The sequence below is a fragment of the Methanoculleus sp. MH98A genome, assembly GCF_000691865.1.
In the GTDB taxonomy this organism is placed as follows: Archaea; Halobacteriota; Methanomicrobia; order Methanomicrobiales; family Methanoculleaceae; genus Methanoculleus.
Genome location: NZ_JMIO01000006.1, coordinates 71,481 through 95,943 on the forward strand (window position 1 = coordinate 71,481; position 24,463 = coordinate 95,943).

Annotated in this window: 19 protein-coding genes, 1 tRNA gene and 5 pseudogenes; 14 read left to right on the forward strand and 11 right to left on the reverse strand. The window is 63.6% G+C overall.

The features are described 5' to 3' along the window. Positions 1 to 5: 5 nt before the first annotated feature. Positions 6 to 1,345, forward strand: a pseudogene (gene purB / locus EI28_RS01120) (adenylosuccinate lyase). 18 nt (positions 1,346 to 1,363) lie between these two features. Here the strand turns inward: purB and EI28_RS01125 are convergent. The 3 genes from EI28_RS01125 to EI28_RS14630 all read right to left on the reverse strand — a co-directional run bounded on the left by EI28_RS01125 (position 1,364) and on the right by EI28_RS14630 (position 2,737). Beyond that, on the reverse strand, positions 1,364 to 1,639 hold the full coding sequence (locus EI28_RS01125; protein ID WP_048111964.1) for a winged helix-turn-helix domain-containing protein: 276 nt from the start codon (positions 1,637 to 1,639) through the stop codon (positions 1,364 to 1,366). Beyond that, positions 1,636 to 2,286 carry a hypothetical protein gene (locus EI28_RS01130; protein WP_048111965.1) on the reverse strand — a complete coding sequence of 217 codons (651 nt, stop codon included), beginning with the start codon at positions 2,284 to 2,286 and terminating at the stop codon, positions 1,636 to 1,638. Before EI28_RS01130 ends, EI28_RS01125 begins: the two co-directional genes overlap by 4 nt. Positions 2,287 to 2,581: 295 nt before the next feature. After that, positions 2,582 to 2,737: a hypothetical protein gene (locus tag EI28_RS14630; protein WP_231476517.1), complete on the reverse strand. Its 156-nt coding sequence runs from the start codon at positions 2,735 to 2,737 to the stop codon at positions 2,582 to 2,584. A 9-nt stretch (positions 2,738 to 2,746) separates the two neighbouring features. Here EI28_RS14630 and EI28_RS14325 point away from each other — a divergent pair, with 9 nt between their 5' ends. Together EI28_RS14325 and EI28_RS01140 are read left to right on the forward strand one after the other, a co-directional pair. After that, positions 2,747 to 2,980, forward strand: coding sequence for a hypothetical protein (locus EI28_RS14325; protein ID WP_197018453.1), 234 nt, complete (start codon positions 2,747 to 2,749; stop codon positions 2,978 to 2,980). Positions 2,981 to 3,554: 574 nt separating this feature from the next. Next, positions 3,555 to 4,700: an LpqB family beta-propeller domain-containing protein gene (locus EI28_RS01140; protein ID WP_231476518.1), complete on the forward strand. Its 1,146-nt coding sequence runs from the start codon at positions 3,555 to 3,557 to the stop codon at positions 4,698 to 4,700. Positions 4,701 to 4,833: 133 nt separating this feature from the next. Here EI28_RS01140 and EI28_RS13295 read toward each other — a convergent pair whose 3' ends face one another. Beyond that, entirely contained in the window at positions 4,834 to 5,160 is a 327-nt protein-coding gene (locus tag EI28_RS13295) for a cobaltochelatase subunit CobN (protein WP_231476519.1), read from the reverse strand. Here EI28_RS13295 and EI28_RS13300 point away from each other — a divergent pair. The 11 genes and pseudogenes from EI28_RS13300 (at position 5,137) to EI28_RS01195 (ending at position 17,569) form a co-directional block, all read left to right on the forward strand. Further along, positions 5,137 to 5,388 carry a hypothetical protein gene (locus tag EI28_RS13300; RefSeq protein WP_231476520.1) on the forward strand — a complete coding sequence of 84 codons (252 nt, stop codon included), beginning with the start codon at positions 5,137 to 5,139 and terminating at the stop codon, positions 5,386 to 5,388. The two genes, EI28_RS13295 and EI28_RS13300, sit on opposite strands and share 24 nt — an antisense overlap. Before the next feature lie 156 nt (positions 5,389 to 5,544). After that, complete coding sequence (locus EI28_RS01150; protein WP_048111968.1) at positions 5,545 to 6,552, forward strand: asparagine synthase C-terminal domain-containing protein; 1,008 nt, start codon at positions 5,545 to 5,547, stop codon at positions 6,550 to 6,552. Further along, the gene (gene gatC / locus EI28_RS01155) at positions 6,542 to 6,811 is read left to right on the forward strand and encodes an Asp-tRNA(Asn)/Glu-tRNA(Gln) amidotransferase subunit GatC (RefSeq protein WP_048111969.1); all 270 of its coding nucleotides are present in this window, start codon (positions 6,542 to 6,544) and stop codon (positions 6,809 to 6,811) included. Before EI28_RS01150 ends, gatC begins: the two co-directional genes overlap by 11 nt. After that, positions 6,812 to 8,113, forward strand: a complete 1,302-nt coding sequence (gene gatA / locus EI28_RS01160; protein ID WP_048111970.1) for an Asp-tRNA(Asn)/Glu-tRNA(Gln) amidotransferase subunit GatA — start codon at positions 6,812 to 6,814, stop codon at positions 8,111 to 8,113. It abuts the gene before it with no gap. Further along, complete coding sequence (gene gatB, locus EI28_RS01165; RefSeq protein ID WP_048111971.1) at positions 8,110 to 9,525, forward strand: Asp-tRNA(Asn)/Glu-tRNA(Gln) amidotransferase subunit GatB; 1,416 nt, start codon at positions 8,110 to 8,112, stop codon at positions 9,523 to 9,525. Before gatA ends, gatB begins: the two co-directional genes overlap by 4 nt. A 6-nt stretch (positions 9,526 to 9,531) precedes the next feature. Then, positions 9,532 to 12,326, forward strand: a pseudogene (locus EI28_RS01170) (DNA topoisomerase I). 4 nt (positions 12,327 to 12,330) lie between these two features. Then, positions 12,331 to 13,023 (forward strand): phosphoglycerol geranylgeranyltransferase, encoded by a 693-nt coding sequence (locus EI28_RS01175; protein ID WP_011843613.1) that lies wholly within the window; start codon positions 12,331 to 12,333, stop codon positions 13,021 to 13,023. A 3-nt stretch (positions 13,024 to 13,026) separates the two neighbouring features. Further along, a pseudogene (locus EI28_RS01180) lies at positions 13,027 to 13,724 on the forward strand (RNA methyltransferase). A 22-nt stretch (positions 13,725 to 13,746) separates the two neighbouring features. After that, positions 13,747 to 14,310: a dCTP deaminase gene (gene dcd / locus EI28_RS01185; RefSeq protein ID WP_048111972.1), complete on the forward strand. Its 564-nt coding sequence runs from the start codon at positions 13,747 to 13,749 to the stop codon at positions 14,308 to 14,310. A 111-nt stretch (positions 14,311 to 14,421) separates the two neighbouring features. Continuing rightward, positions 14,422 to 16,258: pseudogene (locus EI28_RS01190) on the forward strand (threonine--tRNA ligase). A gap of 855 nt (positions 16,259 to 17,113) precedes the next feature. Further along, positions 17,114 to 17,569: a ferritin family protein gene (locus EI28_RS01195; protein WP_048111973.1), complete on the forward strand. Its 456-nt coding sequence runs from the start codon at positions 17,114 to 17,116 to the stop codon at positions 17,567 to 17,569. Between the two features lie 88 nt (positions 17,570 to 17,657). Here the strand turns inward: EI28_RS01195 and EI28_RS01200 are convergent. The 7 genes and pseudogenes from EI28_RS01200 to EI28_RS01230 form a co-directional block, all read right to left on the reverse strand. After that, a pseudogene (locus EI28_RS01200) lies at positions 17,658 to 18,844 on the reverse strand (cation:proton antiporter). Positions 18,845 to 18,977: 133 nt separating this feature from the next. Next, positions 18,978 to 20,270 (reverse strand): phosphopyruvate hydratase, encoded by a 1,293-nt coding sequence (gene eno, locus EI28_RS01205; protein ID WP_048111974.1) that lies wholly within the window; start codon positions 20,268 to 20,270, stop codon positions 18,978 to 18,980. A 228-nt stretch (positions 20,271 to 20,498) separates the two neighbouring features. After that, a complete protein-coding gene (locus tag EI28_RS01210; RefSeq protein WP_048111976.1) occupies positions 20,499 to 20,894 on the reverse strand; it encodes a DUF3795 domain-containing protein in 396 nt (131 codons plus the stop codon). Positions 20,895 to 21,054: 160 nt separating this feature from the next. Next, positions 21,055 to 21,127: transfer RNA gene (locus EI28_RS01215), tRNA-Gln, on the reverse strand. A gap of 117 nt (positions 21,128 to 21,244) precedes the next feature. Next, positions 21,245 to 22,594 carry a mannose-1-phosphate guanylyltransferase/mannose-6-phosphate isomerase gene (locus EI28_RS01220; protein WP_048111977.1) on the reverse strand — a complete coding sequence of 450 codons (1,350 nt, stop codon included), beginning with the start codon at positions 22,592 to 22,594 and terminating at the stop codon, positions 21,245 to 21,247. A gap of 216 nt (positions 22,595 to 22,810) precedes the next feature. Continuing rightward, positions 22,811 to 23,254: a tetratricopeptide repeat protein gene (locus EI28_RS01225; protein ID WP_048111978.1), complete on the reverse strand. Its 444-nt coding sequence runs from the start codon at positions 23,252 to 23,254 to the stop codon at positions 22,811 to 22,813. Positions 23,255 to 23,365: 111 nt separating this feature from the next. Then, positions 23,366 to 24,301: an SDR family oxidoreductase gene (locus EI28_RS01230; protein WP_048111979.1), complete on the reverse strand. Its 936-nt coding sequence runs from the start codon at positions 24,299 to 24,301 to the stop codon at positions 23,366 to 23,368. Between the last annotated feature and the right edge of the window lie 162 nt (positions 24,302 to 24,463).

The window sequence follows — 24,463 nt, forward strand, 5'->3', positions numbered from 1 at the left end:
CTATTATGGCAATCCATCCCATCGACTACCGGTACGGCACCCCGGAAATGCGTGCCGTCTGGAGTGAGGAGAACCGCTTCCGGGCTATCGTCACGGCCGAAGTGGCGCTGGCACGAGCGGAGGCGGCGCACGGGATGATCCCCCGCGAGGATGCGGAGACGATCGCGACACGCGCGCCGGAAGCGCGCCTCGAGCGGGCGAAGGAGATCGAGGCCGAGATCAACCACGACATGATGGCGATCGTCAAGGCCGTCACCGAGGTCTGCGGCGATGCGGGCAGGTGGATTCACTACGGCGCGACCTCGAACGACATCCTGGATACGGCGACCGCCCTGCAGGTCCGCGAGAGCCTCATGCTCATCGAGGAGAAACTCGGTAAACTCCTCTGCGTGCTTCTTGCCCGGAGCGCCGAGACGAAGACCCTGGTCTGCGCCGGCCGCACCCACGGGCAGATCGGTGTGCCCACCACCTACGGGCTGCGGTTCGCGATCTGGGCGAGCGAAGTCTCCCGCCACATCGAGCGGCTCCGCCAGATGCGACCCCGGGTCGTCGTCGGGCAGCTCACCGGAGCGGTGGGCACCCAGGCAGCCCTCGGGGATGCCGGTATCGAGATCCAGGAGACGATGATGGAGTTCCTCGGAATCCGGGCCGTGGACGTCTCCAACCAGCTCATCGCAAGGGACCGCTACGCGGAGTACTTCATGTTCCTTGCGAACGTCGCGACGACGCTCGACAAGATCGGCCTTGAACTCCGGCTGATGCAGCGCTCCGAGATCGGGGAGCTTGCGGAGGCGTTCGGGAAGAAGCAGGTGGGCTCGAGCACGATGCCTCACAAGAGAAACCCAATAAAGAGCGAGCAGGTTTGCGGCCTTGCCCGGATCGTGCGCTCCGCGGTCGAGCCGGCACTGCAGAACAACGTCCTCTGGGACGAGCGCGACCTGACGAACTCCTCCCCCGAGCGGGCCCTCTTCCCCGAGCGTCGGTGCTCGCCGACCACATCCTCAACGTGATGATCAACGTGATGGATGGCCTTGAGTTCAATAAACCGAACATCCGGAAGAACCTGATGCTGCTCAGGGGCGTGAACCTCGCCGAGTCGGTGATGATCGACCTCACCAGGCGGGGCATGAGCCGGCAGGAGGCCCACGAGGCGATGCGGACGGCGAGCATGCAGGCCCTCGCCGAAGACCGCGACCTCGCCGAGGTGCTCGGCGAGCGGCCCGAGGTCACGGCGTTCGTCACCCGCGAGGAACTCGACGCTCTCCTCGACCCCGACGCCTACATCGGGACGGCCGTCCGGCAGGTGGAGCGGCTGATCGAGAAACTCACGCCGCTCTGCCGGTGAAAGGGTTTCGGACGCCCTTCATAGTTTGAACCGGGGAGGGGCATCGAAGAGTTTTCGATAGAGCGAGCTGAAGAGCGCGGTGTACTCCCCGGCCTTCTCGGTGGCGAGGTAACGGGTCCTGTCCTCCTCGGTCACTTCAGCAAGATACCCTTTTTCCACGAGGAACCGGAGATACTCCTGCCCGGTCTTTGAGTTCAGGTCGCACCGGTTGATGATGGCGGTAAACGACTGCGGCGTTCTGCAGAAGACCAGGATTTCCCAGTAGATCTCAAACGCCGTCCTGCGCCCGCTCATCGCCGATCCGTCTCCAGCGTTTCTTTCAGGAGAGCCTCGGACTCCTCGATCTCGTCGAGCCGCTCGTCCCAGACGTTTGCGAACCGGGAGAAGTAGTACGAGGAGGCAAGGCTGACGAGGGCAACCCCGAGCGTGAGGAGCATGAACGGGATGACCAGGTAGTTGTTGATGGTGAAGGAGATACCGTCCGGTGAGACGGAGAGGTGCTCCAGGCTGACAGCGAGCCCGAGAAGAAACGAGCAGATGCCGCCGAGCGTGCAGACCAGGATCATGGTGCGGATGGTCGCGCGGTTGTCGCGGTAGTGGGAGAGCATGCTTACGATGAGGCGGGTGAGAGCCTCGTCCGGGACCTCGCCTCCCATCCCATCGAGGTCGCCCTTGATCATCTCGATCCCTTCGAAAACCCGGACGCTGGTGAGAAGCCAGCGGAAGCCCGTAAGGGCGGCAACAAGTGCGATGAACAGGACGACCGGGGAATAGATCACATACTGCGCGGTAGAGAAGGTCTCGTACATGGAAACCGCCTCTCCGACGATCACGCTGATGCCGAACGCCATCACGAGGGCGGCAAAGACGATGTTCGCGATGGTGATTACATAGAAGTGCCGGATCTCGCTTCTGAACCGGGCGAGTGCTGATTCGTGCATGGAGGTTTTCACCGGTCTATCTATCTATTTGCGTTCTGCAAGTAAAGAGAATGAAACTAAGATACGTATCGGTGTTTCGCAGGGATATCCGACGCGAACAGCCGATACCGGCCGACCCCTTGCCCAAAATAGAATAACGAGACGGGAGTCGGATCAGAACAGAGCGCGGCACCCCGCCGGAGAAAGAGGCTGGCAGCGATTCAGGCGGGATGCACCATCGCATCCCGTTCGGTCGCCGCGATCTCCCGCAGGAGCCCGAAAGGTCGGCGATCGGGTAGTGCCCCCGCCGGCATGTTCAGAACTCTTCCGCGATGCCGTAGCCGTACGACCGCAATACCTCGCTCCCCCGCTGCTCCGGGTATGCGGCAAGCACGAGCCCCCGCGACTCCAGGAACTCCTCGGCGGATACGATGGAGATAGGTTGGATCTGTTCGTCTTCGCCGGGCTCCATCGACCAGATGTGGATGTAATAGATATCCGGCAGCCCCTCCTCTTCGTGCAGGTAGAGATCCCTTCCGCGCCCGAATGCCCCGCCTGCGTCACCACCCCGCGGCGCGACGGTTCACCGGACGCGCACCTGACGATGCTCAAAGGACGCTCCCTGAGGAGCATCCTGATCCTGAGGATTCACGCCTCCCGAGGGCGACCCCTGAAGATACACCCGGCGGGATATGGTCGAGCGTGGTGGCGCTGATCCTCTAGCCCGTCGTCTTCTTTGCCGTCGCATACACGCAGTTCGTGCGGACGGATATCCGATGATAGACGGGCGCGCACTTTCGCTCCCGGGGAGGGGCTACATCGTAGGCAAACCGATTATTCCGTCGGGTTTCGATATTCGGGGAAGGTATGCAGGATTCTTACCGCGGTATGCACTCATACCCGCGATCCGGGGATCGAGGTATATTTCCACTGGATATCGGCAGTACTGCCGGGAGATGGAACAACGAGCGCGTATCAGGAGAATGCGACGGCCCGGGTACAGCCACGACAGTTCGATGTTTGTCACAGAAAAGGTATATGGGGGAACGTTGACGCCTTGAACGGTGACACCGTGTACGGTATCCCGCGGGGGCCGGGAACCCCGATTGCCGTCGTATCCCGGCCCCCAAATACGTGCCCGGAGGGCAATAGGGCTGCTGGCTGCCAGGGGATAGCCGTTGCGGTTCCGTGTCCCTCCAGGCACTGTTACGGAATTTCGAGTGACATAGTATCGCAATGGGAAGGAAATGTGCCGAAATATATCCATGAGACGCACAGGAGAGGCCTGTATGAACCGAAAAACGATATGTATCGTCCTGCTGCTGATCGCGTCCGCTCTCCCGGCAGCGGCCGCACCCGTCGTCCAGCTGACAAACGATTCGGCATTCGATTCGTACCCCTTCTGGTCACCGGACGGCGCCAGGATCGCCTTCGTCTCATCCGACGGAGTTCATGCCGGCATCCGGGTGATAGAGCGCGACGGCCAAAACCCGGTACCGGTGACGGACGACCGTTCGTGGAATCTTTTCACCGAGTTCGATCCCTGGTCACCGGACGGGAAGAAACTCCTCTTCCTCTCCGACGGTGGAAGAGGGCTCGACCTCTGGACAATGAACCCGGACGGGACCGGGAGGGTGCGCCTGACCGAAGGCGGCCGCATCGTCCCCATTCCGGGGCTCTCCGGCTACGGGGCGGACTGGAGCGCCGATGGAAAGCGGATCGTCTATACCTCCTGCCTCTTCGATGATGCAGCCATCCAGGAAGTGAACCTCTCGGCCATCCGCACGGAAGCGGACATCTGGATCATGGACGCGGACGGCGGCAACAAGAAACAACTGACGAGCGGCGGAGATGCGCGCCTGCCCCTGTGGCAGCCGCAGGGGGACAGGATCGCATACCTCGCAGACAGATCCGGGAACCGGGAGATCTGGGCCATGCAGAGCGACGGAGCGGGCGAGACACAGGTGACGTTCAGCGAGGGGAGCGTATCCGGGTATTCCTGGTCCCCGGACGGCACCAGGATCGCCTACGTAGTCGCGTCACCGCCGGGGACATTGCCGGAGTTCTCTCTCCGAATTATCAATAGCGACGGATCGGGTTCGGAGCAATTGACAACCGGAAACCGGGACAGATCACCGATCTGGTCGCCGGACGGTACCAGGATCGCCTTCCGGTCGGAATCGCGGGACCGGGCGCTCTGGGTGATGAAGAGCGACGGCTCCGGCCTCGCACCCCTCGGTCCTGATAATCCGGCATACATGATGCACCAGTGGTCTCCCGACGGCAGAACGATCGTCGTGAGCGATGGAAACAACCTTTATGCGATCCCGCTCGAAGATCCGGCGGCACCCGCATCGCCGGGATTTGAGGTAGTTTCTGCAGCGGGTGCACTGTTTCTCACGGCATGTCTGTTCAGACTGCGAAAACAGAAATGAGGGGGAGCGGGAACGTGCCGCACGAAGACGATTACCAGTGGAGCGCGACGCGTTAACGAGTAGCGCACCTGACGGTGCTCGAGCTCCGTTTCTGCCGAAACGTCGCTTATCGCCATCGCCGTCTTCACGCCGCTCACTCCTTCTCCCGTGCTCCCCGCAGTGCTTTTACATCCCCCACGGTCACCACGCGAACCGCACCGCCCTGGACGTCGCCTCCGGCATCGCCCATCCTGTCCTCGATCCAGCCCTCCATCTCCAGGTACGCCGCCCGCAACCCTTCGAGAACATCCGGATCGGCATCCCAGAGGCCGCGTTCGTGCGCTTCAAGCAGCCGTCTCCCGATCTCCTCCAGCCCCCAGGGATTCTCGTGGGAGCAGACGTTCGCGAGCGGAAACGGCGTGGGGGGACGCTTTCGCTCGATACGTCGGTGGAGACGATGAAGATCAACCTGACTTCCCAATCACCGCCCACGATCGAAATCGTGGTCAATACAGGCCTCCCGGTTCCGCTGAACACGCCACTCTGGGAGGCGTGCAACGAGACGCTGCACGAGACAAGGATATATGCCGATGTCGTTAACTGCACGTCCTCCTCCGGAGACGGCCGGGTGACGCTCACCTTTGCCGAGGGCCACGCGCCCGAGGTGACGCTGCGTCCGGTCAGGATCGCCATATCCGCCCGGGGGTGATATATTCAGGCCGAAACCGCCCGAACAGCCCGCATCTCGCGCCGACCGGTGTACGCACATTTATAATTTAACAGTGCAAACACTGACACAGATCCGTTTTTTGAGGCGTCCGCGTACCGCGTGAGCCTCATGGCGATACCTGCCGGATTACGGAATATGCCGACCATGAACCTGAAGGGCTGGATAGAACGTGACGGAGTGCGCCTCACCCCCGCCGATGTGGAGCAGCTGCTCGAAGTGGGACCGGAGGCACTCAATGGGTGCGGCGGCGAGTTCCTGCTTACCTACGGTGACTGCACCGCCCGCGACGCACTCGGGATCATGCCCGGCCCGGTCCCGCCCGGGACCATCTGTTGCGGGGGGCGCGAGGTTGCCCGGATAAACCCCGATCCGCCCTCCTGCACCCTTGAGGAGGCGATCGTCACCGCGGTCAACCTCAGGAGCGGCAAGGGCGCGGTGGCGTTCTCCGGCGGCGTAGACTCTGCTCTCGTCGCCCACCTCGCCCGCCTCCCCTGCGTGGCCGTGGGGCTCGAAGGGTCGCACGACGTCAGGCGGGCCGCCGTAGCCGCCCGGATGATGGGGCTCGACCTCGAGATCGTCACGCCGACCGAGGAAGAGGTCGCGGAGGCGCTCGCCCGGGTCGTCCGGGTCATCCCCGACCCGACGAATCCCCTCGAGGCCTCGATTGCAACGACCCTCTCCTTCGTCGCCGCGTGGGCAAAAGAGCACGGCCATACCCGGATCCTCGCCGGGCAGGGAGCGGACGAACTCTTCGGCGGCTACGCCCGCTACCTCACCTCCCCCGACCTCACGGCGGAGCTCGAACGGGACTTCGCCGACCTCGGACGCCAGAGAACGCGGGATCAGGCGGTGGCGGGGCTTCACGGGGCATACTTCTCGATGCCCTACCTCGACGTCCGGGTGGTGCGCGCCGCCCGGGCAATCCCGGCCGCCGAGCGGGTGCGCGGCGGGGTGAGAAAACACCCCCTGCGCGAGATCGCAGAACGCCACATTCCCGTCGAAATCGCCCGGGCCGAGAAGAAAGCGATGCAATACGGGAGCGGGATCTGGAGAGCGATGCAACGGCTCGCACGTAACAATGGTTATAAAAAGTCGGTACAAGGGTACTTAACGGATATCAGTAGGGCGGAACATGATTACTGAGAGCGATATTGAGCATATAGCAGAACTTGCGGATATCGGCATTTCAAAAGACGAGGTGCCGGAGTTCACCACCCAGTTCAATGCAATCCTGGACTACTTCGAGGTTCTCGACACCGTCGAGGGAGAAAGCGCCCCGGACGCCGGGATCGTGAACGTCTTTAGGGACGACGAGCCCCGCCCCTGCCTCACGCAGGAAGAAGCACTCGCGAACGCAGGGTCGACCGAGAACGGGTTTGTTAAGGCGCCGAGGGTGATGTGAGTGGCGGGAACCCTCGAATTCTCGCCGGACGACCGGTACAACGCCTTCATCACTACCTGCAGCACAGCGCCGTTCACCGACGGGGCGCTCGCCGGTACCGCCGTCGCGATCAAGGACAACATCTCGACGGCAGGGATACAGACCACCTGCGGATCGAAGATCCTCGAAGGCTACGTCCCGCCGTATGACGCCTACGTCGTCGAACTCCTCAGAAAGGCGGGCGCCGCTATCGTCGGCAAGACCAACATGGACGAGTTCGGGATGGGCACCACCACCGAGACGAGCGCGTTCGGCCCCACCCAAAACCCGGCGGACCTGTCAAGGGTGCCCGGCGGATCGTCCGGAGGGAGCGCCGCCGCCGTCGCCGCGGGCCTCGTCCCGATGGCGCTCGGCACCGATACCGGCGGCTCGATCCGGTGCCCCGCGGCGTTCTGCGGGATCGCAGGCCTCAAACCCACCTACGGCCGGGTCTCCCGCTACGGCCTCATCGCCTACGCAAACTCCCTCGAACAGATCGGGCCGATGGCACGAACCGTGGAGGACGTTTCAAGGCTGATGTCGGTGATCGCGCGGTACGACCCCCGCGACTCGACGATGCTCGACCGTCCGTACGACCACCAGCCCTCGGCCGAGATCAAAGGGCTCCGGGTCGGGATACCGGAGGAATACTTCGGCGAAGGCGTCGACCCCCGTGTGGGAGAGACCGTCCGGGACGCAATCGGGGTTCTCGAAGGGCTCGGGGCAGAGACCGTCCCGGTGAGCATCCCCGGGATGCGGCACGCGCTCGCGGCCTACTACGTCATCTGCACGAGCGAAGCCTCCTCAAACCTCGCGAGGTTCGACGGCGTCCGCTACGGCCCGGCGGTCGATACCAGGAAGTCCTGGCACGAGGCCTACCAGGACCTGCGGCTGGAGTTGTTCGGCGCCGAGGTCAGGCGCCGGATCATGCTCGGGACCTTCGCCCTCTCGGCGGGCTACGCCGGCCGGTACTACGCGAAGGCGCAGGTGGCCCGCCGCAACATACACCAGGACTTCGAGCGGGCCTTCCGCGAAGCGGACGTCATCGCCGGTCCGACGATGCCGACGACGGCCTTCCGCCTCGGCGAGAAGTCCGACCCGCTCTCGATGTACCTCTCCGACATCCTCACGGTGCCGGCGAACCTCGCCGGCATCCCGGCGATATCCGTCCCGTGCGGCAGAGTTGACGGCCTCCCCGTGGGGCTCCAGATCATGGGAAGGCAGTTCGAGGACGAACGCGTCGTCGATACCGCTTATGCCTACGAGCAGGAGGTGAGGGCATGAAGACAATCGTCGGGCTCGAGATCCACGTCCAGCTCTCGACCGCAACGAAGCTCTTCTGCGGGTGCTCGACGGACTACCGCGACGACGAGCCGAACACCCACTGCTGTCCGGTCTGTCTCGGCCTCCCCGGGGCGCTCCCGCGCCTGAATAGAAGAGCGGTCGATTACGGCCTGAAGGTGGCAAAAGCCCTCGACATGAAAGTCCTGGAAGAGTCGGAGTTCGCCCGGAAGAACTACTTCTACCCCGACCTCCCGAAGGCCTACCAGATCACACAGTACGATAAACCCCTCGCGGTCGAAGGGACGGTCGAGATCGAGGACGACGAGGGGCACGAGAAGATCGTCCGGATCACCCGTGTGCACCTCGAAGAGGACCCGGGGAGGCTCGTCCACGTCGCGGGCGGTTCGAAGTACTCGCTCGTCGACTACAACCGGTCGGGTATCCCGCTTCTTGAGATCGTCACCGAACCGGACATGCGCTCCCCGCAGGAGGCCCGCCGGTTCCTCAACAAACTCCGGACGGTCCTCGAGTACCTCGGCGTCTTCGACGGCGAGCGGGAGGGCGGCCTCCGGGTGGACGCAAACATCTCCCTTGAAGGCTCCGAGCGGGTCGAGGTCAAGAACATCTCCTCCTACAAGGGCGTCGAGAAGGCCCTCACCTTCGAGGTGACCCGGCAGAAGAACCTGCTCCGGCGCGGCCAGAAGGTGACGAGAGAGACCCGCCACTTCATGGAAGGGCGCGGGATCACCACCTCTTCGCGCAGCAAGGAGGAGGAGCACGACTACCGCTACTTCCCCGAGCCCGACCTCCGACCGCTCCGGGTCGCGGACCGGGTCGCGGCAATCGACCTTCCCGAACTTCCCACCGCCCGTAAGAACCGGTTCATGGCGCAGTACGGCATCTCGCTCAATCACGCCCGGACGCTGACCGGCGACCCGAAACTCGCCGACTTCTACGAACGCGTTGCGTCCGCCGATCCCGTCCTCGCCGCCACCTGGGTTGCCGACACGCTCCTCGGGGAACTCAACTACCGCGACATGGGCATCGCCGCCGTCCCGGCCGAACGCATCGTGGAACTCCTCGCGCTTCTGCGGACGGAGACCATCACCGATACGGTCGGCGTCCAGGTTCTGCGGGAGATGCTCGATGCCTGCGCCGCCGGCAAGCCCTGCGAGCCTCCCGCCGTGATCGTGGAGCGCGAAGGGCTCGCCAGGGCCACGGGAGACGAGTTCGCGCAGGTCGTCGAGAAGGTGGTCGCCGCAAACCCACAGGCGGTGGAGGACTATCGGGCCGGAAAGAAAGGCGCCCTGAACTTCCTCGTGGGGCAGGTGATGAAAGAAACCCGCGGGCGGGCGGACCCGAGGGAACTCGGGAAGATCGTATCCGGGTATATTGATACAGGCGGGGTGTAATCCGCAGTGCATCTGATCATCGCAGAAAAGAACATCTCGCAAACAGGATCGCGCAGATCCTCGCCGGTACCGAGAAAGTGAGAGCAAAGAAGGACGGAAGCGTATCCACGTATTCCTTCGACACGAAGACGGTGGTCGGCCTCAAAGGGCACGTGGTGGAGGTAGACTTCGAGCCCGGCTACACGAACTGGCGAAGCGAGACCCACACGCCGCGAACCCTCATCGATGCAGGCATCGTCAAGAAGCCGACCGAGAAGAAGATCGTCAACCTCATCCAGAAACTCTCGAGGAAAGCGGATCTCGTCACCATCGCGACCGATTATGATACCGAGGGAGAACTGATCGGAAAGGAGGCCTACGAACTCGTCCGTGCGGTGAACCCCAACGTCAGGATCAACCGTGCCCGGTTCTCCGCGATAACCCCGGCGGAGATCCGCACCGCGTTTGAGAACCTGACCGACCTCGACTTCGACCTCGCGGCTGCCGGCGAGGCCCGCCAGACGGTCGACCTGATGTGGGGAGCGGCGCTGACCCGGTTCATCAGCCTCGCGGCACGCCGGGGCGGCACGAACATCCTCTCCGTCGGGCGGGTGCAGAGCCCGACGCTCGCCATGATCGTCGAGCGGGAGCGTGAGATCGAGAGTTTCGTTCCCCAGACCTACTGGATGCTCTCGCTTGAAACCGAGAAGGACGGCGTACCGATCGAGGCGCGGCATACCGCCGGGCGGTTCACCGACCACGAAGCGGCCCTCGCCGCGGAAGCGGGGACAAAGGAGCCGCTCGTCGTCACGGACGTGAAAGAGGGGCAGAAGAACGACCGGGCGCCGACGCCGTTCGACACCACGACCTTCATCGTCGCGGCGAGCCGCCTGGGCCTCTCGGCGGCGAACGCGATGCGGCTTGCCGAAGACCTCTACATGAACGGGTACATCTCCTACCCGAGGACCGACAACACGGTCTACCCGAAATCGCTGAACCTGAACGCGATCCTCAATACCCTCAAAGGAGGCGTCTTCGATAAGGACGTCGCCTGGGTGCAGCAGAACCGGCGGCCCGTCCCGACCCGGGGCAAGAAGGAGAGCACCGACCACCCGCCGATTCACCCGACGGGCTCCGCGACCCGCGAGGCCCTCGGGCAGGACCGGTGGAAGGTCTACGAACTCGTCGTGCGGCGGTTCCTCGCGACCCTCTCCCCCGATGCGAAGTGGGCGACCACAAGGTGCACCTTCGATGCGTCCGGAGAGTCTTACAAGGCCACGGGCGGCAGGCTCCTCTACGCCGGGTGGCGCCGGATCTACCCCTACTCGGAGGCCAAGGAGAACATCCTCCCGGTGCTCGCCCAGGGTGAACGGCTGCCGATCAGGAACGTGAACCTCGAGGAGAAGGAGACGCAGCCGCCGGCGCGCTACTCCCAGAGCCGGCTCATCCAGGTGATGGAGGAACACGGTCTCGGCACGAAGAGCACCCGGCACGAGGTGATCGGCAAACTCGTCTCCCGCCGCTACGTGGAAGGCAACCCCCTCCGCCCGACACTCGTCGGGAGAGCCGTCATCGACGCCCTCGACAACCACGCCGAGACGATCACGGAGCCGGAGATGACCCGGACGCTTGAGGAGCACATGGAGTTCATCAAGCAGAGCCGGCGCTCCCGCGAAGACGTCGTCACCGAGTCCCGCGAGATGCTGCACCGGGTCTTCGACAAACTCGAGGCGCACAGGTCGGAGATCGGCACCGAGATCATGGAGCAGACCGCCGAGGAGCATACCGTCGGCCCCTGCCCTGCCTGCGGCCACGATCTCCGGATCCGGCACATCGGCGTCTCCCAGTTCATCGGCTGCACCGGCTACCCCGAGTGCCGGTTCAACATCAGCCTGCCCGGCAGCACCTGGGGCAAGGCAATCCGGGTCGAAGCGACATGCCCGGAGCACAACCTCTCCCACGTCCGCCTGATCCGGAAGGGCGCACGGCCGTGGGACATCGGCTGCCCGCTCTGCAGCCATATCGCCTCGAACGTCGAGGCGCTCCGGATGATGCCCTCGATGACCGACGACCTCATGCAGCGCCTGCACGCGCACCACATCTACACGGTCTCCGAGATCGCGGGCATGCAGCCTGAAGATCTCGCAAACACCGTCGACGTCGGCACAAAAGAGGCCGTAGAGCTCGCGAGAGAGGCAGAGGATGCACTTGAGGTTCTCCGCCGCCGTTCGGAACTCAGGAAGTTCGTCCGCAAGATTGTCCCCCCGAGAAGGGGTCGCAGTCACGCGAAGATCATCAAAAACCTCCTCGAACAGGGGATCGGCGATATCCACGCGCTCTCGGTGGCCGAACCCGCCGCGCTCAAGAAGGCCGGGATCCCGGAGGCTGCCGGAACCGAACTCCTTGAGGCGGCCCGCGGGCTCTGCAACGAACGCGCCCTCCGGGAGGCCGGGGTTCCCGCGGTCAGCCTGAAGAAGTACCAGGCAGGCGGCGTCGCGACTCCCGACGATTTCTGTTACCTCCCCATCCCCTACCTTGCAAGCAAAACCGGCATTAACCCGGAAACCGTACATAAACATGTGGATCTGGTCTGCAGGCACCGCGGGCACCCTGCCCCGCAAAAGATCACCAAGGCAGCCTTTGAGCGCGGGCGAAAAGAACTCCTGGAGGTCCCCGGACTCGGTGAGGCGACCGTGGACAGGCTCTACCTTGCAGGCATCTACGACGCCGCAACGCTCCGTGTTGCCGACCCGGAGGAGGTCTCCTCCGTCACCGGCATCCCGAAGGCCAGACTCCGCGACTACATCGGCCACCTGAAGTGACACCATGCACGCGAACTGGAAGACCTGGGCACATGTAACGAAACTTGACCCCGATAAACGCCTCCCGAGAGGAGCCGTCGAGGAGATCGCAACGAGCGGGACCGATGCCCTGATGCTCTCGGGCACCCTGAACGTGACGCGGGAGAACCTCCAGGAACTCCTGGATCTGGTCTCCGCCTATGGGCTGCCGCTGGTGGTGGAACCGGCGAGCCCCGACTGCGCCATCTTCGACGGGGGTATCGATCACCTCTTCGTGCCGAGCGTGTTGAACACGAACGACGTCCGCTGGATCGTCGGGAAGCACTACGCCTGGCTGCGCCAGGCGAGCGGCATCGACTGGGAGATGGTGGTGCCCGAGGCCTACATCGTCCTCAACCCGAACTCCGCCGTCGGCCGGGTGACGGGGGCGGACTGCAGCCTCTCGACCGGGGACGTTGCCGCGTTCGCACAGGTCGCGGACCGCTACTTCCGGTTCCCGATCGTCTACATCGAGTACAGCGGAACCTACGGGGATCCCGCAATCGTGCAGGCGGCGTCCGAGGCTGTCGAGAACGCCACCCTCTACTACGGCGGCGGGATCCGTTCGGCCGAGCAGGCGGCGGAGATGGGCCGCTATGCCGATACTATTGTCGTGGGGAACGCGGTCTACGAGGAAGGGATCGACGTGCTCCGGGCGACGGTCCGGGCGGTACAGTGAGGCATGCCTGAGATCTCAATCGTCCTGATCGAGCCCCTCTACGAGGGGAACGTCGGGTTTACCGCACGGGTGATGAAGAACTTCGGGTTCACCCGGCTGGTTCTCGTCAACCCCTGCACGCTCGGCGACGACGCGATCATGCGCGCCTCCCACGCCCGCGACGTCCTCGATAATGCCCGGCGGATGACGATCAAGGAGGTCTATAACGAGTTCGACTTCGTGGTCGCGACGACCGGCGAGGTGAGCAAGTCGGTCTGCACCCCGATGCGGATGCCCTACTACGCGCCGGCGGAGGTCAGGGAGATCGTCGCCGACATCGACGGGACGGTCGCGATCCTCTTCGGGCGGGAGAACTGGGGGCTCGCGAACACCGAACTCGCGCGCGCAAACCTCATCTGCACCATCCCGACCTCGGAGATCTACCCGATCCTCAACCTCTCCCACGCGGTGGGCATCCTCTGCTACGAGCTCGCGAACCTGCCGCGCGGGACCTATCCCCTCGCGAGCCCCGTCGAGATGGATTCGCTCTACCGGCACATCGACGCGTTCCTCAACCGGATCGACCACCCGGACTTCAAGCGGGAGAACACGATGACCCTGATCTGTCGGGTGCTCGGCCGGACGAAACTGACCATCCGCGAGGCGAGCACGCTTCACGGCTGATGCGCCGGACGGAGTGGCATCTCGAAAACAAAGAATAGTTTGCGGGAGAAATAGAGTGGAATGATTCTTGTCGACTGGCAGATAGAAGACCGCATCAGGCGCGGGCATATCAGGGTTGATCCCTTTGAACCCGGCCTGATTCAGCCAAATTCCCTGGATATCAGGCTCGGTTCGCACTTTGTCTGGTACGTCCCGGGAAAGACCGTGATCGACCCCTACGACAGCGAGACCGTCTGCAGAGACACCGAAGAGACGGTGGCCGACTCGATCGTCCTCGCACCGGGCCGGTTCCTCCTCGCCGAGACGCTCGAGGCGATCGAACTCCCCGACGACGTCGTTGCGAGCATCGAGGGGAAGAGCAGCATCGCGCGCCTCGGTGTCGAACTCCACCAGACGGGAGGCTGGATCGACGCCGGGTTTCGGGGGACGATCACGCTCGAGATGTGCAACGTGAACTCCCGGCCGGTCAAGGTCTACGCGGGGATGCCGATCGGGCAACTGGTCTTCTACAGAACAGATCGCGCCGCGCGCCCCTACAACATGAAGCAGGACGCGAAGTACATGGACCAGCGGCAGGCGACCCTCTCACGCTACCACGAGAACGCGCGCCGCGCGCAGGACTGATGCCGGGAATCCGGCGAGAGCGGCGGCCCGGGGCACATGCTCCCCGCCCGCCGAGCGTCATGCACTATATAGCAGGAAAACAGATATTGAACGATTCAACTGGGGATACCAATGCGACTTCTTCTAATCCACTCTGATCACATCGAATACGAGGCCCGGAAGAAGACGAAGGTCGCCGAAGAGGACGCCGTCCCAAAGGACGCCCTCGACGAGGCGCTTGCCGTCTTCTGCGCGGTTGAGTCTGTCGACGAAGAGAACATTGAGGACGCCGTCAGGCAGGCGGCGGACGAGATCGTCGCCACCGCCCGGCAGCTCGGCACCACCAATATCATGATCTACCCCTATGCCCACCTCTCCTCCGACCTTGCATCGCCGGGGGCGGCGGTGAGTGTTCTTAAGGGCATCGAGGGGGCCCTCGTCGGTACGGACGGCTTCGTCGTGAAACGCGCGCCGTTCGGCTGGTACAAGGCATTCTCGCTCTCCTGCAAGGGCCATCCGCTCTCCGAGCTCTCGCGGACGATCGTCCCGGGCGAAGGGGCTGCCGCGCCCAAGAAGGAGATCGAGCACGAGTTCTTCGTCATCACCCCCGAGGGGGACCGCAAAGACGCGGCCGATTACGCGAAGGAGGAAACGCCCTTCGCCGCCCTGATCCGGAAGGAACTCGGGTATCCGGGGCCGGAAGGGGCCGAGCCGGTGCACGTCGACCTGATGCGTGCGAAGGAACTCGTGGAGTACGAACCACGTGCGGATGTTGGAAACCACCGCTGGATGCCCCGGGGCAAGCTGATCCGGGACCTTCTCTCCGATTACGTCCTTACACAGGTGCTTGACTACGGCGGGATGCCGGTCGAGACCCCGGTGATGTACGACCTCGGTGATGCGGCGATCGCGGAGCACGCGGCCAAGTTCGGGGAGCGGCAGTACCGGTTCAAGAGCGGCAACCGCGACATGATGCTCCGGTTCGCGGCGTGTTTCGGGATGTTCTCGATCATGCACGACATGCACATCTCCCCGAACACCCTCCCGATGAAACTCTACGAGCTCTCGACCTACTCGTTCCGCCACGAGCAGAAGGGCGAGGTGATCGGGCTGAAGCGTCTGCGCGCCTTCACGATGCCCGATATGCACACCCTCTGCCGGGACATGGACGGCGCGCTCACGGCGTTCGAGGAGCAGCTCGCGATAGGCTGGAAGACCGGCGAGGATCTCGAGACCCCGCTTGTCGGGGTCTTCCGGTGCACCCGCGACTTCTTCGAGCAGTACGAACTCTGGGTGAAGGGGATCGTCGCGAAGTCGGGCGTCCCGATGCTGATCGAGGTCCTCTCGGAGCGGACCCACTACTGGATCGCTAAAGTCGATCTTGCGGCGATCGATGCACAGGGGAGGCCCATCGAGAACCCGACCGTCCAGATCGACGTGGAGAGCGCCGACCGGTTCGATATCAAGTACTACGCCCCGGACGGGACGGGAGGTCCACCCCCCGATCCTCCACTGTTCGCCGACGGGCTCGATCGAGCGGGTGATCTGCGCGATGCTCGAGGGCACCGCGGCACAGGAGGTCCCCTCGTTCCCGACCTGGCTCGCCCCGACCCAGGTCAGGCTGGTGCCGGTGGCGGAGCGGCACGTCTGTTTCGCGGAAGAGATCGGCACCCGGCTGAACGCGGCCGGCATCAGAGCGGACGTCGACGACCGGGACGAGAGCGTGAACAAGAAAGTCCGCGAGGCCGGGATGGACTGGGTGCCCTACGTCGCGGTGATCGGCGACCAGGAGGCCGAGACCGGCCGGCTCATGGTCACCATCCGGAAGCTCTCGGAGAAGAAGAAGCCTTTCAAGGAGTCGATGACCGAGAACGAACTCGTCCAGGCGGTGAAGTTGGAGACCGCCGGAAAGCCCTTCCGGCCGCTCTACACGCCGAAGCTTCTCTCGCGGAAGCCCCGGTTTATTTAATCACTCTTTTTTTTGTGCGAATTTTCGGGGCGCGACGACCCGATGGGTGCGATGGTCCGAAGCGCGACCGGCCGAAGGGTGCGATGTTCCGTAGGAACGGAGCAGGAGCACCGAAGGTGCGGGGCGGGAGCGTGAGCACCGGAGGTGTGAAGGACCGGAGCTTGAGAAAACGCGAAGCGTTTTCGGGGTCGGAGTGGGAGCACCGCAGGTGCGACTTGTGATGGTTCGTAGGAACCGGAGCGCGAGCACCGCAGGTGTGACTTGCGATGGATGTGCCCGCCATCGCGTCCTTCGGACAGCCACGCGGAAGTGGCAGCAGACGAAGCGGTCGAACGACACCTAGCACGGATTTCATGAGGATATCGCCCCTGGGGGTGGGGCTGACGGGGAGGGGGGAGCATCCCCCCTCCCCTGTCTCCACATACGAGGGAATTCCTGTAACCCCCACTCGAAGACCTTCGGTCTTCTCAAGCTCCGGACGTCCCGTCCGTCGCACCCCGCCCGGTCTCCGGCCTCCTCCTCCGCACCTGCGGTGCTCATGCTCCGGCCCCATGGCCCGTCGCACCCCGCCCCAGGGGGCGGGGGCAGTCCATGGCGATAGGCGATGGTTCGGAGAACCGGAGCTAGAGCACCGAAGGTGCGAAGCCGGTGGAAAGCCGTGTACGGTTTGTGACGCTTCTGACAACAGTAGGACGGGAACCCAATGTTTGACATCGTCAGTTTGGCCACTCATCCTCCCATCCCCAAACCACCCCCCCGCCACACCACAGACATGCCTGCCAACACCCTACCAAACCCCGCCCCTGACAAGGTTTAAAAGCCCCGGACGCTACTGTCCCACCGGTGCATAAAGTCATGGACACCGAAGAATACCGTTCCATCATATCGAATGCCATCGACCGCGAGATCGAGGCATACACCTTCTACCGCACGGTCAGGGAGAAGGTCACGGACGAGAACTTAAAGAACCTCTTCAACGAACTTGCCGGGGAGGAGAGCCAACATCGGAAGACCCTTGAGGGCTTTCTCACGAAGGAACCTGCGAAACTCGGGTTTGACACGAAGCGGGACTACAAAGTTGCCCAAACCCTGGAGACACCCCCGCTCTCGGCCGACTTAAAGCCGCTCGACGGCCTCGTCATCGCAATCAGAAAAGAGCTCGACGCGATGCAGATGTACACCCAGCTCGCGAGCCTCAGCGTGGACCCGGAGCAGATCGAGTTGTTCGAGAGCCTTGCCGCGATGGAGCGGGGCCACAAGGCGCGCCTCGAGGATATCTACACCAACATGGCGTTCCCGGAGGTCTGGTGAAGGCGAGGCCTCGCGGTTCCGCTATTCTTTTTTCGCACGGGGAGGGGAGAGGAGATTTTGAGAAAAGGGTGCAGGCTCTCCCCCTGCATCAGTCGACAGGGCAGTATGCACCTTTGTAGAACCAGTTCCGGTAGACAATCGGAGTGATGAGCGTGGTCAGCAGGCTCATCAGGACGATCACCACGAAGATACTCTGGCCGATCAGCCCGATTCCAGCCCGATCAGGGCGACGATCATCGCCACCTCGCCTCGCGGCGCCATCCCGAACCCGATGATGAGGGAGTCCTCACGGCACATCCCCATCGCCCGGGCAGGGAGAGCGCACCCGACGACCTTGGTAACGATGGCGATCAGGGTCAGCGCCACCAGGAAGAGGACCATGTCGGATGTGAGCGCGCGGACATCTGCGAGGATCCCGAGCGATACGAAGAAGATCGAGGCGAAGACGATCTGGAAGTACTCGGCACCCTCGTGGACGCCCTTACTCTGCCGGAGCTCGACACCGGCAAAAGCGACCCCGGCAAGGAACGCGCCGATGATGCCCGATAAGCCCACCAGGTCGGCAAGCATCGCATACAGGAACGCCACCATCATGGCGAAGATGAAGACAAACTCAGGATACTTCCGCGCCAGGGGAGTTGCGTCCATTCGCTCGATGACCTTTCTGATGCCGAAGTACCCGACGGCACCGGCGACGACGATGAATCCAACGGCTTTGCCGAGCATCACGCCGACCGATACCACCGAGATATCCCCGCTCACCACCAGATCGGTGGAGACGGCAAGCACCAGGAGGGAGAGGACGTCGTCGATGACCGCAGCGCCGATGATTGCCTTCGCTGCCGGGGTCTGGAGCACGCCGATCTCCTTGAGAACGTTTGCGGTTATGGCGATACTCGTCGCTGTCAGCGCCGTGCCGACGAAGACCGCGCTCGCGAAGTCGAACCCGAAGAAGACGGCGGTGGCATAGCCGCCTATCCATGGGAGGATCACGCCGAGAAGGCCGATGACGCCGTAGCGCGGATCGAGGATATCCCTGATGTTAAATTCGAAACCGATGACGAAGAGGAGGATGATTGCTCCGAGATGCGCCAGGGTCGCGACGAAGTCCGTGTAAGTGATCAGGCCGAGAACGCTCGGTCCGACCAGAACCCCCACAAGAATCGCCCCGATCGTCGCCGACTGATTGATGCGGGATGCCACAAGGTAGCCGGCGAGCGCGAGGAAGAGGAGGAGGCTCATTTGAATCTCAATTGCTAGGGCAGCGCTTTCCATGGTCACCCATGATCTGGGAGAGAGGCCTTAAGAAATATGTGGAACACCGGAGAGTTGCAGCGCGATCCGGAACCGCCTCTCCCCCGCGCCGGAGATTCCGCTGGCGATACGGGGCTACGGCATCACCCCGGCACTACCGGACGAACCCGGCCCTTCCGGCATACCGGGCCGTATCCCCGGCCGCCTCTTCGATCCTGATGAGCTGGTTGTACTTCTCCACCCGCTCGCCCCGGGCAGGCGCTCCCGTCTTGAGGTGGCCCGCCTGCATGGCGACGGTGAAGTCGGCGATGAACGTGTCGACGGTCTCGCCGCTCCGGTGGGAGACCATCGCACCCCAGTGCTGCTGCTGCGCGAGATGCACCGCGGCAATCGTCTCGGTCACCGTCCCGATCTGGTTGGGCTTAATCAGGACGGCGTTGGCGGCCCCCTTCCGGATACCCAGATCGATCCGATCGACGTTCGTAACAAAGAGATCGTCGCCGACGAGTTCCACCCGATCGCCGATCGTTTTGGTCAGCAGCCGCCAGCCGTCCCAGTCGTCCTCGGCAAGCCCGTCCTCGATGACGATGATCGGGTATGCCGCCACAAGGTCGCGATACCGGTCCACCATCTCGGCAGCGGTCAGGGTCAGCCCTTCGGTCCTGAGCGTATAGACATCGTCGCTGTAGAACGCGCTCGACGCCGGATCGAGAGCAATCCCGATCTCCTCGCCGGGCGCATACCCGGCACGTTCGATTGCCTCCACGATCAGGTCGAGCGGCTCGGTGTTCGTGGAGACCGCAGGGGCAAACCCGCCTTCGTCGCCGACGCCGGTCGTGTAACCCCGTGCCTTGAGGATATCTTTGAGCGCATGGTAGGTCTCGCTCCCCCACCGGACCGCTTCCGCGACGCCCGGAGCGCCGTAGGGAGCGATCATGTACTCCTGGAAATCCGGGCCCTGCCAGTTGGCGTGAACGCCGCCGTTGAGGATGTTCATCATGGGGACGGGAAGGAGCGGCTTTAGCGGGTCTCCCAGGTACTCCCAGAGCCAGAGACCCTCTGCGGCGGCGGCGGCCCTGGCTACGGCCATGGAGACCGCAAGCGTGGCATTGGCACCCAGGTTCCGTTTGTTCGGTGTTCCGTCGAGATCGATGAGCGCCCCGTCCACCGCCGCCTGGTCGCGGGCGTCCATGCCCTGCAGGGTAACGGCGATCTCGCCGTTGATCTGGCTGACGGGTCTCTGCACTCCTTTGCCGCCGTAACGCTCTTTTACACCGTCCCGGAACTCGACGGCTTCGTGCTTCCCGGTCGATGCGCCGGACGGGGTCGCGGCACGCCCGGACGCCCCGCCGGCGAGCGTGACATCCGCTTCGACGGTCGGGTTCCCCCTTGAGTCCAGTATCTCGCGGGCATGGATAGATCGTATCCTCGTGTCAACCTCGGTCATACTCGATGGCACCGTGGGGCGGGAGGGTATCGAGCGCAAAAAAGGTATCGACGGCGCCGGATCCGTCCGGGCGACGGCGGCAGTACGGTCCGATACCGTATTGCCGTTTGCGCTGAACCCGATTTCCCGTTTTTGTTCGTCGCCGGAGGTTATTGAGGCACAGGCAGGTATGCAAAGTTCCGGCGAGATACAAACAGAGCCGGCGACGGTGCGGGTGATGCTCCCCCATCACCATGTCCGGCCGCAGTGCAGGCAGCGATCCCTGTGCATGCTGAGGATATTCCCGCACTGCGGGCACCTCCAGCGGACCTTCTCCTGTTCGACGAACTCCGTGACTCCCCGCTCCCGTATCTCGCGCAGGTTGTCGAGGACGCTCGTCCGGTATTTTGCATAGCGCCTGTCCAGGCGTTTCAGCCGCGTGCAGGGATATCCGGCGCATTCGTAGCAGTACTCCCCCGTACGGTCTTCGCACTGCCGGAGCCTGCACCGGGCGCAATACGCGTTCAGGCTGGCTGCATCCTCCGTCCGGCAGCCCGGGCATCTGTTCTTCTCCCGCAGGTAGGCGATGCAGAGCCCGCAGTTTATGCCGCAGGGGGCGATCAGGACAGGAGAGAGATGGCTCATTCTCGTATGCTCGCCGTACGCCAAAAAATCCCTTCCGGTTTCGCCGCCGAACAAGATGAGAGTGGCTGCGAAATACTCACGTGTATCATCTTATGTGAATGGACAATACTCCCGGGCGGAACATAAAAAAGTGGCGTGGGTATCGAACTTCACGCCCTGATACCCCCGGGCGGATTCGAACCGCCGTCGCCGGATCCAAAGTCCTGCATGATTGACCACTACACTACGGGGGTACGAGAAATCTAAACCGCCGATACCCGCGGCATCGGCTCCTATATTCTATGTACCGCGGGATTATATCGGTTTGGTCGCGGGCAGGCGGGGGGAGGGAGGGGGTCCCGCCCGGCGGCTCACGTCCGCTCGAAGTCGTCCTCGAACCTGATGATATCGTCCTCGCCGGTGTACTCCCCGATCTGGACCTCGATCAGTTCGAGCGGCAGGAGGCCGGGGTTCGCGAGCCGGTGGAGCGTTCCCGCCGGGACGAAGGTGGACTCGCCGTTCCGCAGAAGAGAGACCTCGTCCCCGATCGTCACCTCGGCGCACCCGGTGACGACCACCCAGTGCTCGGAGCGGTGATGGTGCATCTGCAGCGACAGCCGCCGTTTCGGGGGGACGGTGACCCGCTTGATCTTGTAGGATTGCCCCTCCTCCAGGTTCGTGTAGGAGCCCCAGGGCCGGTGGACCTGCGTGTGGAAGAGCGCACGGGAGTCCCCCTTCTCGCGGAGGGCCTTTGCGATCTCACCCACCCGCTGGGCCTCGTCCCGGGCGGCGACCAGGATCGCGTCTTTCGTCTCGACGATGGCGAGGTCGCGGACCCCGACGGTGGCGACCAGACGGTCGGCAATGATCAGGTTCTCGGAGGAGTCGATCCCGATATGCTCGCCCCGGACCGCGTTTGCGTCTCCATTCTTCTGAAGGGCAGCGTAAAGTGCGTCGAAATTCCCCACGTCGCTCCAGTCGCATTCAAGCGGCACGACCGCCGCCCGCCGGGTCTTCTCCATGATCCCGTAGTCGATGGAGAGGGCGGGAGTTGTGTTGTACGCCTCCTCGAGGGGCTGTTCGAACGCTTGGGCCACCTCCGGTGCGCAATCCTCGCACTCGGCAAGGAAGAGACCGGCATCGAAGCAGAACATGCCGGAGTTCCAGAGGTAGCCGTCGGCGACGTACCGGCCGGCGGTCTCGAGATCGGGCTTCTCGACGAAGGCGTCCACGGTTGAGCCGTCTCCGAGAGGATCGCCGGGGCGGATATAGCCGTATCCGGTGTGTGGCGAGGTCGGCCGCACCCCGAAGGCCACCAGGTAGTCCTTGCTAAGCCGCTCCGCCCGGCGGAACGCGTCCTGGAACGGACCGGGCGTGGTGATCAGGTGATCCGAGGGGAGAACCGCGACCGTGTCCGGCCCGTCCCGGGTGATCTCGCGGGCACCGTAGTAGATCGCCGGCAGGGTGTTCTTGCCCACCGGCTCCACGAGGACGCGGCAGTCGCACCCAATGGCGGCGAGCTGGTCCCGGACCAGGAACCGGTGATCGGTGTTCGTGACGATGGCGATCTCCTGCGGCGAGGAGAAGAGGAGCGCCCTCTTCACGGTCTTCTGGAAGAGAGACTCGTCGTCGATCAGCGGGATGAACTGTTTCGGGTAGTGTTCCCTTGAGAGGGGGAAGAGGCGGGTGCCGCTCCCGCCTGCAAGTATGAGCGTCTTCATGGGATCGACTCCGTGCCGGAGGCACTCGATTGTGTACTCTATGCGGCAGGGAGGATAAAAACGTAAGGTTCTCCGTGAGTTCGGACGAACGCGGCGGTCTCGCGATGTGACGGGCCGGACCATGGGTGCATGCGGGGTTGCACCATACGGCAAACCGTATCGCACCCGACAGTGTATCGGCCCCGGGGGCCCGGAAAAATGAGTGAACCTGCCCGGTCAGGCCCGGGTCATCGTCGAGTTCCCCGGGTAGAGCGCCCGGGCCTGCGGGTCGAGGTCTTCGGCCACCGCAAGAACATGCTCGGCCTCAGGGTAGTTCCCGAGCCTGCCGAGCACCATGCCGTACGTCACCAGGGCAAAGATGCACGACCGGTCGATCGCGAGCGCCTGCCTGCACGCAAGCGCCGCTTCCTGGGGGCGGTCGAGCCGGGTGAGGATCACCGCCCGGTTGTTCCAGGCGTAGACATCGTCGTTGTCGCAGAGTATCGCCGCACTGAATGCAGCGAGCGCTTCCTCGTAGCGGCCCTGCCTCTCAAGCGCCACCCCCCTGTTGTTCAGGGCTCCCGGGTCGTACAGACCCTCCGTGGCGACGTCGCTGTACGCCCGTGACGAATCTCTGTCATTACCCTTGCGGGGCATCTCCGGTGTAACCAATTGGGGCATACGTCTGCACCTCGCCCCCCTTTACTGTGGAGTAACGATATATAGGTTCCTGCACCTGCCGTGCCCGGGAGCGTGGCAACCCCGGATCAACTAACCGGGCTCCGGGAACCGTTATCGGCCGCCGTCGCGGAACCACGCTACTGTTTCGCGGAGCCCCGCCTCAAGCGTGCAGCGGGGAGAGAACCCGAAGGCGTCGCGTGCCCGGGCGATCTCGGCGAGCGAGTCGCGTATGTCCCCCGGCCGCGGCGGCTCATAAACCGGCCGGCGGTGTATGCCGGCGATCTCCGCGAGAACGGACGCAAGCCGGTTCAAACTGATCCTGCTGCCCCCGGCGATGTTGAAGACGCCGGAGGCATTGCCTTCCATCGCCCGGATGTTCGCCCGCACCACGTCGCCGACAAAGATGAAGTCGCGGGTCTGCTCCCCGTCGCCGTAGATGATCGGCGGCTTATCCTCAAGCATCCGGGTGATGAACTTCGGGATCACCGCCGCGTACTCGGAGTTCGGGTCCTGCCGGGGACCGAAGACGTTGAAGTAACGCAGGAATACCGTCCGGATACCATAGAGGTCGGCAAACACGTTTCCGTAGTGTTCGCCCGCAAGTTTCGAGACCGCATAGGGGGAGAGCGGTCCCGGCGCCATCGTCTCGCATTTCGGGAAGACCGGATCGTCGCCGTAGATCGCCGAGGTGGAAGCCGCCACGACCGCCGGGACGCCGCACTCCTTTGCGGCCCAGAGAACGTTCAGGGTTCCGGCCACGTTCACCTCGTTCGTCTCCAGGGGGTTTGCTACGGATCGGGGAACCGAAGCAATGGCCGCCTGGTGGAAGATGCCGTCCGCTCCGGCACAGGCATCGACGAGCAGGGCGAGATCGGTGACGCTCCCCTCGACGAACGTCACCCGGGGATGAACCAGGAGATGCTCGATGTTCTCCCGCCGCCCGGCGGAGAGGTCGTCGACGATCACGACTTCGTGGCCGTCACGTGCCAGTTGTTCTGCAAGATTGGACCCGATAAATCCCGCCCCGCCCGTGACGATGTAACGCATATGGATTGATAGGCGCTCCAGTGATTTGAGCGTTGCCGGGAGAGAGAAAAGGGCAAAGGCACGGGAACGCTTCCCGGGGGGAGGAGACAAGACGGGTTTTTTCCGCGAAGACGCGGACGCGGCCCCGGTATCTACGCCGCCGACGCAAGAACAGGGGCAATA

Coding starts and splice junctions, on each gene's coding strand:
- EI28_RS01125 (WP_048111964.1), bottom strand. CDS start 1,639: ATGAGCGGGCGCAGGACGGCGTTTGAGATCTACTGGGAAATCCTGGTC.
- EI28_RS01130 (WP_048111965.1), bottom strand. CDS start 2,286: ATGCACGAATCAGCACTCGCCCGGTTCAGAAGCGAGATCCGGCACTTC.
- EI28_RS14630 (WP_231476517.1), bottom strand. CDS start 2,737: ATGGAGCCCGGCGAAGACGAACAGATCCAACCTATCTCCATCGTATCC.
- EI28_RS01140 (WP_231476518.1), top strand. CDS start 3,555: ATGAACCGAAAAACGATATGTATCGTCCTGCTGCTGATCGCGTCCGCT.
- EI28_RS13300 (WP_231476520.1), top strand. CDS start 5,137: ATGAAGATCAACCTGACTTCCCAATCACCGCCCACGATCGAAATCGTG.
- EI28_RS01150 (WP_048111968.1), top strand. CDS start 5,545: ATGCCGACCATGAACCTGAAGGGCTGGATAGAACGTGACGGAGTGCGC.
- gatC (WP_048111969.1), top strand. CDS start 6,542: ATGATTACTGAGAGCGATATTGAGCATATAGCAGAACTTGCGGATATC.
- gatB (WP_048111971.1), top strand. CDS start 8,110: ATGAAGACAATCGTCGGGCTCGAGATCCACGTCCAGCTCTCGACCGCA.
- EI28_RS01175 (WP_011843613.1), top strand. CDS start 12,331: ATGCACGCGAACTGGAAGACCTGGGCACATGTAACGAAACTTGACCCC.
- dcd (WP_048111972.1), top strand. CDS start 13,747: ATGATTCTTGTCGACTGGCAGATAGAAGACCGCATCAGGCGCGGGCAT.
- EI28_RS01195 (WP_048111973.1), top strand. CDS start 17,114: ATGGACACCGAAGAATACCGTTCCATCATATCGAATGCCATCGACCGC.
- eno (WP_048111974.1), bottom strand. CDS start 20,270: ATGACCGAGGTTGACACGAGGATACGATCTATCCATGCCCGCGAGATA.
- EI28_RS01210 (WP_048111976.1), bottom strand. CDS start 20,894: ATGAGCCATCTCTCTCCTGTCCTGATCGCCCCCTGCGGCATAAACTGC.
- EI28_RS01220 (WP_048111977.1), bottom strand. CDS start 22,594: ATGAAGACGCTCATACTTGCAGGCGGGAGCGGCACCCGCCTCTTCCCC.
- EI28_RS01225 (WP_048111978.1), bottom strand. CDS start 23,254: ATGCCCCAATTGGTTACACCGGAGATGCCCCGCAAGGGTAATGACAGA.
- EI28_RS01230 (WP_048111979.1), bottom strand. CDS start 24,301: ATGCGTTACATCGTCACGGGCGGGGCGGGATTTATCGGGTCCAATCTT.